The sequence below is a fragment of the Geminicoccus sp. genome (genome assembly GCF_035556675.1).
In the GTDB taxonomy this organism is placed as follows: Bacteria; Pseudomonadota; Alphaproteobacteria; order Geminicoccales; family Geminicoccaceae; genus Geminicoccus.
Genome location: NZ_DATMFZ010000212.1, coordinates 1 through 14185, shown reverse-complemented (window position 1 = coordinate 14185; position 14185 = coordinate 1). Strand labels below are relative to the sequence as shown.

10 protein-coding genes and 1 pseudogene are annotated in these 14185 nt (G+C 64.1%); 6 read left to right on the top strand and 5 right to left on the bottom strand.

Going from position 1 to position 14185, the window contains the following annotated elements; all coding sequences use genetic code 11:
- Nucleotides 1-51: 51 nt before the first annotated feature.
- Together VNS22_RS15055 and VNS22_RS15050 are read right to left on the bottom strand one after the other, a co-directional pair.
- The gene (locus VNS22_RS15055) at nucleotides 52-780 is read right to left on the bottom strand and encodes an alpha/beta hydrolase (protein ID WP_414653367.1); all 729 of its coding nucleotides are present in this window, start codon (nucleotides 778-780) and stop codon (nucleotides 52-54) included.
- 519 nt (nucleotides 781-1299) lie between these two features.
- The gene (locus VNS22_RS15050; protein ID WP_325733767.1) at nucleotides 1300-3081 is read right to left on the bottom strand and encodes an ATP-binding protein; all 1782 of its coding nucleotides are present in this window, start codon (nucleotides 3079-3081) and stop codon (nucleotides 1300-1302) included.
- Between the two features lie 404 nt (nucleotides 3082-3485).
- On the opposite strand from VNS22_RS15050, the gene VNS22_RS15045 reads away from it, so the two are divergent.
- Nucleotides 3486-4124, top strand: a complete 639-nt coding sequence (locus VNS22_RS15045; RefSeq protein WP_325733765.1) for a response regulator transcription factor — start codon at nucleotides 3486-3488, stop codon at nucleotides 4122-4124.
- A 316-nt stretch (nucleotides 4125-4440) separates the two neighbouring features.
- On the opposite strand, the gene VNS22_RS15040 is transcribed toward VNS22_RS15045, so the two are convergent.
- Entirely contained in the window at nucleotides 4441-6087 is a 1647-nt protein-coding gene (locus VNS22_RS15040; RefSeq protein WP_325733764.1) for a PAS domain-containing sensor histidine kinase, read from the bottom strand.
- Nucleotides 6088-6396: 309 nt separating this feature from the next.
- Between VNS22_RS15040 and VNS22_RS15035 the strand changes: the two genes are divergently transcribed.
- A complete protein-coding gene (locus VNS22_RS15035; RefSeq protein ID WP_325733763.1) occupies nucleotides 6397-7920 on the top strand; it encodes an ABC transporter substrate-binding protein in 1524 nt (507 codons plus the stop codon).
- Between the two features lie 29 nt (nucleotides 7921-7949).
- Here the strand turns inward: VNS22_RS15035 and VNS22_RS15030 are convergent, their stop codons facing one another.
- Entirely contained in the window at nucleotides 7950-8606 is a 657-nt protein-coding gene (locus tag VNS22_RS15030) for a GNAT family N-acetyltransferase (RefSeq protein WP_325733761.1), read from the bottom strand.
- A gap of 17 nt (nucleotides 8607-8623) precedes the next feature.
- Nucleotides 8624-9016: a response regulator transcription factor gene (locus VNS22_RS15025; protein ID WP_325733801.1), complete on the bottom strand. Its 393-nt coding sequence runs from the start codon at nucleotides 9014-9016 to the stop codon at nucleotides 8624-8626.
- A 446-nt stretch (nucleotides 9017-9462) separates the two neighbouring features.
- On the opposite strand from VNS22_RS15025, the gene VNS22_RS15020 reads away from it, so the two are divergent.
- The 4 genes and pseudogenes from VNS22_RS15020 to VNS22_RS15005 form a co-directional block, all read left to right on the top strand.
- Nucleotides 9463-10386 (top strand): ABC transporter permease, encoded by a 924-nt coding sequence (locus VNS22_RS15020; RefSeq protein WP_325733759.1) that lies wholly within the window; start codon nucleotides 9463-9465, stop codon nucleotides 10384-10386.
- The gene (locus VNS22_RS15015; protein WP_325733757.1) at nucleotides 10383-11234 is read left to right on the top strand and encodes an ABC transporter permease; all 852 of its coding nucleotides are present in this window, start codon (nucleotides 10383-10385) and stop codon (nucleotides 11232-11234) included. Before VNS22_RS15020 ends, VNS22_RS15015 begins: the two co-directional genes overlap by 4 nt.
- Nucleotides 11231-12913 (top strand): ABC transporter ATP-binding protein, encoded by a 1683-nt coding sequence (locus tag VNS22_RS15010; RefSeq protein ID WP_325733755.1) that lies wholly within the window; start codon nucleotides 11231-11233, stop codon nucleotides 12911-12913. Before VNS22_RS15015 ends, VNS22_RS15010 begins: the two co-directional genes overlap by 4 nt.
- Before the next feature lie 505 nt (nucleotides 12914-13418).
- Nucleotides 13419-14185, top strand: a pseudogene (locus VNS22_RS15005) (DDE-type integrase/transposase/recombinase); the annotation flags it as partial.

Below are 14185 nucleotides of genomic sequence, written 5' to 3'. Positions count from 1 at the left end.
CTGGCGGGTGACAGGCTCCGTCCGGTCATCAGGGACTGTCGGTCGCGGCGCCTAGTCCACGAAGGTTTGCGCCGCCTCAGTGATCACCTTGGCCACTTCCTCGGGATGCGACTCGTAGACGGAGTGGCTGGCGCCCGGGATCTCGGTCGTGACGCTCTTGGCCCTGGCATAGTACCAGCGCTCCAGATCCGGGTTGATGATCTGGTCGTTGCCGGCGACCACACCCCAGCTCGGCCTTGTCTTCCAGGCCGCGGCGGTCAGCGGGGTGCTGAAGACGCTGGACTTCGCGAGCACCTGGGACCGGGAAGCGAAGACGGCCTGGTCATGCGGCAGGTCCGGCGCGAACAGCTTCGGGAACTCCGAGGGATTGAGATAGGTATAGCCGTCCGGCGTCTGCTTGATCGCACCCGGCGTCTTCCCGAGGACGCTCGGCGTCTTCTTGCCGAGCGCACCCTCGTCCTCGCCGACATCCGGAGCATGCGCTGCCACATAGACCAGGCCCACGACCTTCGGATGGACGCCGGCCTCGGTGATGATCGAGCCGCCATAGCTATGGCCGACCAGCAATGTCGGCCCGTCCTGGAGGTCGAGGATGCGCCGCGTCGCAGCCACGTCGTCCTCGAACGAGGTTTCCGGCTCCTGCACCATGGTGACGTTGTAGCCTTCCTTGGAGAGGATCTCGTAGACGGGCTTCCACCCCGATCCGTCGACCCACGCCCCGTGCACGAGGACGATGTTCTTGACTGCTTCGGTGCTGGCTGAAGCGGTGGTCGATGCCATGGCAAGTATGGCTGCGGCGGCCAGGGTGACCTTGGCGTACGTCATGTCCGGCTCCTCGTCGGGGTTGCGGGATCGTCCGGGCCTGCCAGCCCGATGCGGAAATCATCGCGCTCCGAGCCGCCGGAGTTGAGTTGTTCGTTGCAAAACGGTGTAAACAGCCGAAGGAACCCGTTGAGGTGGACGTCACCTGATGCCTAACGACTCAAGATGTGATCCCTATCGACTATACCTGGACTTAATCCGGCTCGTCGGACGACGGGGTGAAGCGGATCGGTTTTCGGAAGAATAGATCATCGTCATCCGGAAGGAGGCCGGAGCAGGCGCGGCGCTGACGGAGCTGTACTGCCAGCATGGCGGGCGGGAGGCGTCGGGAGCGAAGCGGCGGAGGGCGACGAACAGCGGGCCGGAGCGGCGCGACCTGGCGCAGCGACGGCGGCGGTCCCGCTGCCGGCGGCTGCATATGCTTCCTCGTCGTAACGCTATCGAGATCAAGCACAGGTCGAGTAGCTGCAGCCGCGCCTAGGCGAGCTGCAACCCGCGCCCGATGGCAGCTTCCTCGCCGGTTCCCAGCGCGTGCATGATCGACATCTCCAGCGCTTCCCGAAGGTCGAGTTCCAGCGACATTGCCCGGCCCGGCGCATGCATGATTCGCAGGGCATGCTGGCACCATTCGTGACACTCGCGCAGAAGCGTGTGCCCTGGGGAGAGACTGGCCATGGCTTCCGTCAGCCTGAGGCCGATCGACCGGTCGCCGCCAGGCGAAAAGCTCCACGCCATCGCCCTGCGGATGTTTCCCATGCTCGCGGCCACGCGAGAGAGGTCGGGGTTCCCGAAGGCCGGTCCCTGGATCCCGATCCGCTCGAGCAGGAACGTGAAGTAGAGCGCATGGCGTCGCGCGATCTCGTCTTCTTCCCCCCGTTCCGCCAGCTTGTGCGCGGCATAGGCCCGGGTCGTGTCCAGCAGCCGGTATCTTGCGGGACCCTGCGTCGAGCAGACCTGAAGGAGGGACTTGTCGCCGAGGCTCGCGATCGCCCGGGTGATCGCCTTGCGATCATCCGCCGTGTCGCCCACCACGGCGTGGGCCGCCGCCAGGGTCAGTTCACCGACGAACACGGACAGTCGCGCGAGCACCTTCTGCTCGTCTGCGGAAAGAAGCCGGTAGCTCCAGTCGTGCAAGGCCTGCAGCGTCTGATGCCGGGGCGAGGCGTCGCGGCGGCCCTGCAGGACGAGTTCAGCGCCGCTGTCGAGCAGGTCCACCGTGCCGTTGATGCCATAGACGCCGACCCGGCTGGCGACGAGCTCGATGGCCAGGGCGATGCCATCCAGGCGCCTGCAGATATCCGAGACGACCGGCGCATCCTTGTCGCTGAGGGCTTCGAGATGCCCACTGGCAGCCGCCTTTTCCACGAACAACTGCACGGCCGGCGTCGCCATGGCTTGAAGGGCCGTGGGCGCCTCGTCGAGCGGATAGGGCAATGGCTGGAGCAGGTGCACGTTCTCGCCGTCGACGCGTAAGGCTTCGCGACTGGTGACCAGGAGATGGACCGTTCCCACTGCCTGGAAGAGATACTCGCACAGCGACGCTGCAGCCTCGATTACGTGCTCGCAACTGTCCAGGATGAGCAGGATGCGCCGGCCGGCCAGGAAAGCGCGTATCCCCGGCAGCGGGTCGGACACGTGATCAGGACAGCCCAGGGCCGAAGCGACGGCGTTGGGCAGGTCATCCGGATCGCTAATCGCGCCGCCGTCGACAAAGCAGACCCGATCATCGTCGAACTCGGACCGCAGCCCATGGATGACCGCCAGTGCCACGGTAGTCTTCCCGATGCCTCCGGGGCCGACCACGCTCACGAAACGCTGGGCCAGCAGCAACCGGGAGAGATACAGGACGGTGTCGTGTCGCCCGACCAGCAATTGCGGCGCTTCCGTAACCCGCCGGGGCCTCGCAAGGCTGCTGGCGTTGCCCTCCTCCGCAGCGTCTTCCTGGCTCTCGGTCCGCACGGGTGCCACGAACATGTAGCCGCGCCCCGGCACGTTCACGATATAGCGCGCACCGTCCCTGCCATCGCCAAGCAGCTTCCGGAGGGCGGAAATGGATACGCGAAGGTTGGCTTCCTCCACGGTGACGTTGGGCCAGATCAGGGTGATGAGCTCCCGCACGCTCACCACCTCCCCGGCATGAGCGACCAGGGCAATCAGGAGATCGAGCGTGCGCCCGCCGATGATGACCGGCTCACCATCCTTCTCCAGGAGTCGCTTCGAGCCTATCAGGCGGAACGGTCCGAACGACTGAATTGGCATGCGACGCCTCTTTCCTCCAGGGCCGCACGGCTGGCCGTGCGACGCAGCCAACTTCTCCTGGAGAGCGGGGACGGTCTATAATATCTTCATATGAGTTTCGGGCACAGGCTAGAGTTCGATGGCAATCTGATTGTAGAAAATATGAGCAGGCGAGCCTAAACTTATATTGCAGTCATATTGCGCTTAGGATGCAATGAATCCACAATCGGCCTCACGCCCCTTTGACGTGGAGTTCCTGGCCCGTGCGGGCGGGATGCTTGCCTCGCGCCGACTGCGGGCTGCTGATCTTTGCCTGGTCTCAAGAGGGGACGGAAGACCCTGCGGATGAACGACGAACGCGCCAGCATGTCTCAGCTCTTGAGCGCGCTTGCTCCTGTTCGCCTTGGCTGACCGGACGGACGGACATGATGGAAACTGAGTGCCTAGTATACATCGTCGACGACGACCAGCGCATCTGCGAGGCCGTGTGCGACCTGCTCGAGGCCAATGGCATCCCCTCACGATCCTTCCATTCCATCAGCGAGTATTCCCGATCCGATCGACTGGACGTGCCCGGCTGCCTGCTGCTCGACATCAACCTGCCAGATATCAGCGGATTGGAGTTCCAGACACAGATCGATCGGGAAGATCATCCTCCGATCGTGTTCGTCACAGGACATGGAGACATCCCGTCCACCGTCCGGGCGATGAAGCATGGCGCCGTGGATTTCCTGACCAAGCCGTTTCAGCACGCCGAACTGCTGGCCGCGGTCCGGGCCGCCATCGGCCAGCATCAACGGGAACGCACACAGCAGGCAGAGCTCACCGTCCTGAGACAGCGACTGTCGACCTTGACCCCTCGGGAGCGTGAAGTCTTCCCTCTGGTTGCGAGCGGGCTCCTGAACAAGCAGGCTGCCGCTAGGCTCGGAATCAGCGAGGTGACCTTCCAGATTCACCGCGGGAAGGTCATGCACAAGATGCAGGTCCGGTCGGTCGCGGAACTGGTCAGGATCGCAGAGAAGCTGGGAATATCGATGCTCGACGCCCACCGGATCGGGAAATGATCGCATCCACGAATGGTAATACATGCAGGGAAGGAAGGGCAGCAGGCCGGCCGGGGGTAACCGGCCTGCTGCCCGAGCTTGCCTGGAAGGCGAACTTGGAGATCAACTCCGATGCCGAAGATCAGGCAGAAGGCAGGGAGAAGCGAGTTCAAAGATGCAAGCAGGCGTAAATAACCGTAGCCGATGATCTTGCAGACCTCCGATCTTCATGCGTGCGGTCGCGGACTTGAGAGGGTGCAGAGAGCAGATCGTCGGATTCTATTTGCCGGCAGGGCCGATGACGTTTTGTCTGGCCAGCTCTGCGAACTCGGGCTGATCATCCTGCGGCGACGTCTGCCGGTGGTTCTGCGGCGGGAAGACGGACCGAGAAGATGGTCCCGCGAGGCCTGCCGGCAGCCGCCCAGATAGTTCCCTCGTGCGCCTCCACGATGGATCGACAAATGGCCAGACCCATGCCCATACCATCATCCTTCGTCGTGAAGAATGGTTCGAAGATTTTCGAGCTGTCCGCGATGCCAACGCCGGTGTCCCTGACCTGAGCGAGAACGGTACCGTCCTGTTCCTTTTGGAGAGAGACGGAGAGCGACCTCGGTTCGTCCGTATTGGACTTCATGGCATCCAGGCCATTGCGGATTAGATTGACCAGTACCTGCTGGAACTGCACGCGGTCGACCAGCACGATGACGGGTTCCGGACCGAGGGTTGTCTGGATGCGCACGCCTTCGGCCGTGGCCTGACCGATCATGATCTGACGGACCTCCTCCACGACATTGCGGAGGTCCGTAGCGATCCGCGTCGGGGCCTTCAGTGCGAACAATGCGCGGATCCGGCTCACGATATCCGATGCTGCCATGGAATCACGCACGATGCGCTCCGCGGTCAGGCGGGCGCGATCGAGGTTTGGCGGGTCCCTGGACAACCACGCTTGGCAGGCATGACTGTTGGTGACGACCGCCGCGAGCGGCTGCTTCACTTCGTGGGCAATCGAGGCCGAGAGTTCGGCGAGGGTGGCGAGATGCGCGGCGCGCGCCAGTTGCTCCTGGGCGCTGCGCAACCCTTCCTCCGCACGGACCTGGTCGTCGATGTCCAGCGTGATGCCGTACCAGCGCACAACATTGCCGGTGCCGTCGAGGACCGGCTGGGAACGCGTCTGGACCCAGCGATAGGTCCCGTCCTTCCGCCGGACACGCGATCTATGGTCCAGTGGTACGGCATGCTCCATGCAATGGGCACGGGCGGCAATGAAGTCATCACGGTCATCGGGATGGATCGAGTCCAGGAACTGCGTCCCGCTCAACCTGTCGTAACTCTTGCCGTGAAAATCAACGCTAGCCTTGTTGTTGTATTGCTGCTGCCCGTTGGCGCCGGCAACCGAGATCATCGCAGGGATGCCGTCGAGGACGGAACGCATGCTCCGGTCCTTCGCATTGAGCTCCTCCTCGGCCGATTTAAGGAAATGGATGTCGACGAGAGTCCCGCACCAGCCAACTACTTGCCCCTCCCGATCGCGCAGAGCTCGGGCCGTCGACAGGAACCAGTGATGTTGCCGGTCCGCGCCACAAAACCGGTACGCTCCATGGAACTCCACACCGGTTTTCCATGCCCGCCGCCAGCGCAAGGCGGCTTCCTCGACATCATCGGGATGAAGAGCGTGCTCCAGGGAGCACAATTTCCCATACGTGGCAGCGCCGAAAAAGTCCCGGAACTGCGGCCCGAGGCCCGTGATCCGACCATCCGCATCAGCAATCCACCCAAGGCCAGGGATGCTCCCTACGGCTTCGTCGGCTGCCTTGGCGCGCCTCCCGGTGCGGCCACGCAGCAGGCCCGGCAGAGAGAAGCCACCTGCGAGAACCACCCCACCGACGATGCCCACCCGATCAATCGATTGACCAACCATATCGACTGGCAAGACCAGCGCTGCCACCATTGCGAAGGCGCCGAGGCCGCAAAGCAACAGCAGCATTGTCCGATCCGGCATCCGATACCCCGTGCCTCTCCAGATCGCCCGCATATCGCGGAAACTGCTTATCAGCGCTCACTGGCTGATCGCCATAATGAAAATTCTTATGACGTCGCGGGGTCCTCCATGAAAGGACATTCGTCAAAGATGAGCGCCGTCCAGCATGGCACTCGATTGACTGTCCCACATGAACGACGTACCGTCTTCCGGTTCATCTTGGCAATACGTCAGAGCCAAGCCTGAATTTTGGTCGAATCTCCCATGACTACAAGCAAGCACTGGCGGAGCGCATGGTCGGGTGCACGGCTGCCGATGACGGCGGCCGTGGTGGCGCTGGCGACCCTCACGATTTCCTTCTTGAACATGGCGGCGGCGACCGAACTCTCCGTGGCGCGCGAGTTCGACGCTGACGGCCTGGACCCCCACAGGTACGGGTCCACCCGCTCCATGCAGGTGACCAACCTCATCTTCGACACGCTCCTCACCATGGACCTCGACGGGGCGATCCATCCAGGCCTTGCCAGCACCTGGCAGGTTTCGGGCGACGGCAAGACCTACGCGTTCACGATCCGTGACGGCGTAAACTGCCATGATGGCACCGTGCTTGACGCGACGGCGGTGAAAGCGAGCGTCGACCGTGCCATCGATCCCGCCACGGTCAACCCCAATGCGCCGGCCTGGGGGCCCATCAAGACGGCCACCGTTTCGGGCGATGTAGTTACGATCAGCCTCAGCGAACCCTTCGCCCCGTTCCTGTCCTTCCTGACCAGCATACCGAGCGCGATCGTCTGCCCGGCGTCGGTCTCAGGTGACCAGTTCTGGCCGGTCGGCACTGGGCCGTTCAAGCTGGTGAGCTGGAGGAGAGACGACCGGATCGAGCTCGCCGCCAACCCGGACTACCGCAACTTCAACCCGTTGATCGAGAACCCGGGGCGGCCGCACATCGACCGGCTGACCCTGCGCGTCATTCCCGACGCCGTGGCGCGCATGGCGGCACTCCGGTCCGGCGAGGTCGACATGGCAGAGCCCTCGCTGGAGGAGGCAGGCTATCTCGACACCGATCCCGACATCCGGCTCTATGCTGCCGAACGGTCCGGAGAGCTCGTGTTCACGGGTTACACCTGGAAGATCCCGCCATTTGACGACCCCGAGATCCGCATGGCGATCGCCATGGCGCTCAATCGCGATGCCTACCGCGACATCGCTTTCGCCGGCCTGACCAACGTCATCGACTGCGCGGTCGCGGCAGGCCTCTTTGCCTATGATCCCAAGCAATGTGCTACCTGGCGTCCGCCCTACGACCCTGAGCGTGCTCGGGCGATTCTCACCAAGTCAGGCTATGGTCCGGAAAACCCGCTGGCCATCCGGCTCCTCGGACCCCGGCGGGACGGGTGGGTCGGCATGTACCAGATCATGCAGCAGGATCTCGCGGAGGTCGGCATCACGGCAGAGATCGACGCGCGAGAGCCGACGGCATTTCTCGAAATGCTCGCTAGCTCCAATACTGCCAGCGACGGTCAGCCCGCGCTTTGGACCTTCGGTATATCTGGTGTCGATCCCAACTACCTTTATTTCGTCTGGAAACGACCTGGCTTCGTCAACATGGGCATCGATGGAGAGTTGGACGCGCTGCTCGAGCAGCAGCGTCACCTCTCGGGTGATGCCCGCGCCGCCAAGATCCACGAGGTCGAGAGATACCTCCTGGAGAACAGCTTCATGATCCCCCTGCTGTCACCGGGTTGGTCCTGGCTGATGGCGCACGGCTCGCATGTCGAGGGCTTCAAGATGGGCTTCATGGCGTCCCAGTATTTCAACGACGTCAGGGTCACGAACTAGATTGTCCGAGCTGGGTCGCCTGCCCGGATTCAGCCGCCATTCGCCGGACGACGCATCAGGCGCATATGCACTAGGCCTTCAGCCACATCGGTCCCGGTCACGATCCGAAAGCCGCGCCCTTCGTAGAACCGGACATTACCAGCCGTCGGTGTCAGCAGGTAGCAGGGCAGCCCGGCCGCATCCGTACATGTGAGTTGCGCGCGCATGAGAGCGGTGCCGATGCCCTGGCACTGAAAATCGGGATCGACGCCGAGCAGCGAGAGATACCAGTGCGGCTCCGCGCTCCGTGTGGCGTGCAGCACCGCAAGATCGGACATCAGGCTCCGGATGCGCGCCCAGGCCGTGTCGCCGATCATTCGCGGCACGTCCCACATCCCTGACTGTCGCAGGACCGGTTCCTGCGGCGGCTGCGTGTTTGGGGGAAACCAGATGGCCAGGCCCCGGCCACCGGCATCGACCTCGACCAAGCCGTCGCAACAGGCGTAGCGGATCAGGGCTGTGGCGAGTGCTACGCCCAGGCGGCGACGGACATCAGCATCGGGAAGCACCCACGCCATGCCCGGGTCGTGCAGGAATGATCGCACAGCGACCACTGCGGCCCAGTCGATATCGGCCGGTTCCAACCGTCTGGCTGTGGCGATCCCAGTGCGGTGGCTGCTAGCGCCACGGATGCTTGCCTCGGACACGGCTACCTCCTGAGCGTTCAGTGGCCGCGAGGTTCAAGGTCTTTAAGCGCGCGGCCGACGGCCGCGAGCAACGCCGGAGCATGGAAGGGCTTCCGGAACAGGCCGCAATGGCCCTGGGCATCGGCGCGCTGCTGGTCGGCGACGTCGTGCCGGGCCGTGACGAAGATGACCGGCAGGTCCGGTCGCAGGGCGCGCATTTGCCGGCAGAGTTCGAAGCCATCCATTTCGGGCATCCCGATATCAGTGATCAGGCAATCGAGGTCCTGCAGGAGGCCGCTCGCCAGGAGGGATCGAGGAGACGGATAGGTATCCACGGCATAGCCGGCTGCCTCCAGGAGCTCTGCCATGGACTCGAGCACACGGGCGTCATCGTCCACAACGGCGACCCGTGATGCCGCCCGGGATGTCATGTCCAAGGCAGACAGATGATGGCGAAACTGTTGTCCGGTCCTGCCATTCCATCTGTTGTGCCGGACCTCGTCGTCCGTGCCGCCGCGGTCGAAAGCATGGCCGAAACCGGTGCACCTCGTTCACGCACATTTCGCTCCAGGCCTGTCTCGACGCGCATGCGCTGGCAACATGCCGCGGATGTGCCGGCAGGTATTACCGCCACCATACCAAGCGAGAATCCTGGCACGCTATAATGGAAGAGCGTTATGGATGCCGGCGCCAGGCAACGGGGAACTGTGCGGCATCCAAGGACGGGCCGGAGACGACCGGGCAGCACACGTGATCGTCCCTGGCCGCTGCCCCTGCCCGCAAGGTTCAACCGAGAATGTCATCTATGTTGCGCGCCTCTTTCATCGCCGGATGACTTCGCATAGCATTTTTGAGGGGGCGGAAACTACTGACGAAGATGATTGCTCTCATCGCCAGGCGGCTGATAGCCGCCTTCTTCACCGTGCTCGCCGTCCTGTTGCTGGCGGGCGTTCTTGTGCATGCCGCTCCGGGCGATCCGGTGACCGCGATGATGGAACATTCCGCTTCGGTGATGCCCGAGGCCGCGGACGATATACGCGAGCAGTTGGGCCTCGATCGGCCGATCTGGCAGCAGGTGGGGAGCTACGCGGTCAAGGCGCTCAAGGGCGATCTGGGGATGAGCTTTCGGACCAACGAGCCGGTCGCCCGCCTCGTTCTGGAAAGACTGCCCAACACCCTGCTGCTCGCCCTTGCGGGCCTGGGCCTCGCGGTGATGATCGGCGTGCCGGTCGGTTTCGCCGCTGCGGTCAACCGCGGCAATGCGATCGACACGCTCCTGACGACCGTCACGGTGCTGGCCATCTCGGTTCCCGGTTTCTGGCTGGGCCTGATCGTGATGCAGGTCTTCGCGGTGAAGCTGCGCTGGTTTCCGGTGGCCGGCACCGATCTGCGCAACCTGGCGCTGCCCGCACTGACCCTGGGCCTCGCCTATTTCCCCCTGGTGGCGCGGATGACGCGTTCCTCGCTGCTGGACGTGCTGGCGGAGGATTTCGTGCGCACCGCGCGGGCGCGGGGACTGTCCGAGGGCAGGGTGCTGGCGGTGCATGTCCTGCGGCCCGCCCTGGTGAACATGCTCACCATCGTCGGCATGGTTTTTGTCTACATGATGGGCGGGCAGGTGATCATCGAGAACGTCTTCGCCTGGAACGGGCTGGGACGCCTGGCCGTGCAGGCCATGCTGCAGCGTGATTATCCGGTGATCCAGGGGTTCATTGTGATCTTTGCAACATCCATCGTCGTCGTCTCGACCTGCCTCGAGTTGATCTACGGACTGCTCGACCCGAGAATGAGGCGGCAGTGACCGGCGCGTCCGACCGCAAGCCTTCGGTCACCGGACGGATCGACTGGAGGTTTGCCCTCGGCCTCGGGATCGCAGTGCTGCTTGCCGCGGCTGCGTTGCTTGCAAGCTGGATCGCCCCGTTCGACCCGAATCGGATGGGCGTCGGCCCTCGGCTCGCGGCGCCCGGTGCACGGTTCCTGTTCGGGACAGACGAGTTCGGGCGGGATCTCTTCAGTCGCGTGCTCGTTGGCGCGCGCCTGTCGCTGGGCATCGGTGTCGGTGCGGTCGGTGGCGGTCTGCTGGTCGGTGGGCTCATAGGGCTCACGGCCGCATTCTCCGGCAGGATCGTCGAAGTCGCGTTGCTGCGCGTCGTGGACTTTCTCTATTCCTTCCCGGAAACGCTCATCGCGCTCTCGCTGGTGGCGTTCCTCGGGCCAGGCACGGCCAACGCCGCGACGGCAATCGCCGTCGGCATGGCGCCCGTGTTCGCACGGACCGTCTACGGGCTTGCTGCCGTCGAACGGGGCAAGCCCTATGTCGAGGCGGCCTCGCTGGCGACCACCAGCCCAATCCGCCTGGTGCGTGTCCATGTCCTGCCGAACATCGTTCAAAGCATTGCGGTGCTGGCCATGCTCGGTGTCTCGTCGGCCGTGCTTTCCGCCGCTGGCCTGTCATTCCTCGGCCTGGGCGTGCAACCCCCGGCTTCCGAATGGGGATTGATCCTGGTTTCAGGCGCAAACTACATGCACCGGGCACCGTGGATCCTGTTCTTCCCGGGCCTGGCGATTTGCCTGACCGTGCTGTCGCTCAACCTGATCGGCGATGGCCTGCGCGACATGTCCGATCCCCGCCATGCGAGAACGTCGTGACGCTGGGACCAGCGCTCTCTTTGGCCGGCCTGACCGTAAGCTACGCCACCGCCACCGCCACCGCCACCGCCACCGCCACGGGCCGGGCCGTGGCGGTGGAGGGTGTCACCCTCGATGTCCTGCGGGGTGAGGTTCTGGCCCTGGTGGGAGAGTCCGGCAGCGGGAAATCCACGATAGCCCTGGCGGCGCTGCAGCTGCTGCCCCCCTCCGCAACCATCTCCGGCCGGATAAGCGTGGACGGCGTCGACACTGCCGGTTTGCCTCGCAAGGCGCTCAACCGGCTGCGTGGCGCGCGCATCGGCATGATCTTCCAGGGATCGATGAGCTCGCTCAATCCGGTCCTGACCATTGCGCGCCAGATGACCGAAGGCCTCGTTGCCCACCGCGGGGCCACCCGGGAGGCCGCCAGGATCAAGGCGCTCGCTGCCCTGGCGGACGTTGGTATCGCCGATGCCGAACGGGTCATGACGCAATATCCGCACCAGCTTTCCGGCGGCATGCAGCAACGGGTGATGATCGCCGCCGTGCTGGCGCTCGAACCAGACGTCGTCATCGCCGACGAACCCACGACGGCGCTCGATGTAGCCATGCGGGACAGGGTGCTGGATCTGTTCGGGGCCATGAAGCAGCGCAACAGATGCGCCATCCTGCTGATCACGCATGATCTCGACGTGGTGACACGAGCTGCCGACCGTGTCGCGGTCATTCAAGCCGGCCGCATTGTCGAATATGGCGAAGTCCGCTCCATATTCTCGAAGCCAAGGCACGGGTACTCCAGGAGGCTGCTTGCCGCGCGTCTGGCGCTGGACACGGCAACGCGCTCTCTGCAGGCCGATCCGGCTGGAGATCGTGCGGCACAGGAGGATCACGCGCCCCAGCTCGTGCTGAGCGACATTGGTCGCCGTTTCAGCGCATGGCGGCGCCAGATCGACGCGCTGACCGAGATTTCGCTGGTCCTGAGGCGTGGAGAAACCCTGGGCATCGTCGGCGAGAGCGGCGCGGGCAAGACAACGCTGGCAAGAATTGTCGTCGGCCTCGATTGCCCCACGGCAGGACGCATATTCATTTTTGGCGAGGAAGCGCGCTATCGCCTTTTCCTGTCCCGGCGCAGGCAGTTCCGCCAGTGTCAGATGATCTTCCAGGACCCCAACAGCTCACTCAATCCGCGTCTGACCGTGGCGCGGCAACTGGGCGAGCCGCTCTTCGCCAGCGGTGTTCGCGACTGGGGCGAGATTCGTGTGCGCGCCGTCGAGCTTTTCCAGCAGGTGGGTCTCGATGCGGCTGATATCGACCGCTACCCACATGAATTCTCGGGCGGGCAGCGCCAGCGGATCGCCATTGCCAGAGCCTTGGCTGCGAACCCCCAGGTGATCGTCGCCGATGAACCGGTTTCGTCGCTCGAAACGGTCATCCAGGTACAAATCCTGGATCTGCTGAAAGACATCGGGCGGCGAAGCCACATTTCCTACGTCTTCATTTCGCACAACCTGGCTGCCGTCACCAGAATAAGCGACACAATCGCCGTGATGCAGCAAGGTCGGATTGTCGAACTTGCGCCGGCCCGGCAACTCATCACTCATCCTTCTCATCCCTATACGAGGGCATTGCTCGATGCCACCCAACGGCGACATGAAAGAACGGCGACGGGTTTGGTGGCAGACAAGACACTTGGCCCTTGAGATCTCGCACTCGGGGCGTATTCGAAATAGCCGTCATGGGCCGTGGGTGGAGTGCCCTTCGTTTCGGCGGGCAGGGTCTGGGGTGGGATAAGCACTGAATTCGTGGAACTCGGCGGGCAATTGATTCCGGGCCGGCGGCCGCGGCGCAGATCCAGGATCAGGCCTCATCCTGCTGGAACACCTTGTGGTCTGGCGCACGGTGTGGCCGGAAGATGCCGCAACGCCCGCAGACGATGCCGGCTTCATCCCGACGAGAATAATGGCCAGGAGGCCATTGCGGTCTCAGCCGGGTGCGCATCCATCTCGCCTCCCTGCTGTCAGGAGCAGCCTCTACCGTGACGCGATGGGATCAGGCGGAAACGAAACTGACAGGATAGGGCGAGATGAAACGAGGTCTGCAGACTCCACCGTTTATCCATAGGTGCATGCCTATGCCTTATTGGCTAGATGTTCGGTCCCAGGGTGTAGTGCTACAGTGCGAGCCGCACACCTGGAAGGACGCGCTATGGGCCAGGTTCTTCACGGCCGCGCCACGACGACAGAGACAGTGCGTCGCGCGATCCAGGCTGGTGAAGCGAGCGTGAGGGCACTGGCCAGGCGCTACGGCATCAGCCCGACCACCGTGCAGAAGTGGCGCAAGCGGACCCACACCACCGATGCCCCGATGGGTCCCAAGGTGCCGCGGTCCACCGTGCTGAGCGTCGAGGACGAGGCGGTCATCGTCGCGTTTCGACGCCACACGCTCCTACCCCTCGACGACTGCCTCTACGCCCTGCAGCCGACCCTGCCGCACCTGAGCCGATCGTCACTGCATCGCTGCCTGCAGCGCCATGGGATCGCCCGCTTGCCCGACACGGACAGTGCGAAGACCCAGCGCTCCCGATTCAAGAGCTACCCGATCGGCGGATCCTGCCCTCGGGCTTGACCCGAGGGTCCACCTCGACATCGCCGAGGTGCGTACCGAGCAGGGCCGCCTCTACCTGTTCGTCGCCGTCGACCGGACCTCCAAGTTCGCCTTCGCGCAGTTGCAGGAGCGGGCGACCCGACGGATCGCTGCCGACTTCCTCCACGCCCTGGTTGCGGCCGTGCCGTACCGCATCCACACGGTGCTGACCGACAACGGGACCCAGCTCGTCGACCGCACGCCGACAAACGCGGCGGCCGAGGCCGCTGCGGAAGCCTGCTGGGCCGCCAAGGGCGAGCCGCGCATCTGGCTGGTCCACGCCTTCGACCATGCCGGCGAGCAGCCTTGCAGCGGCTTTGCCGCTGCTC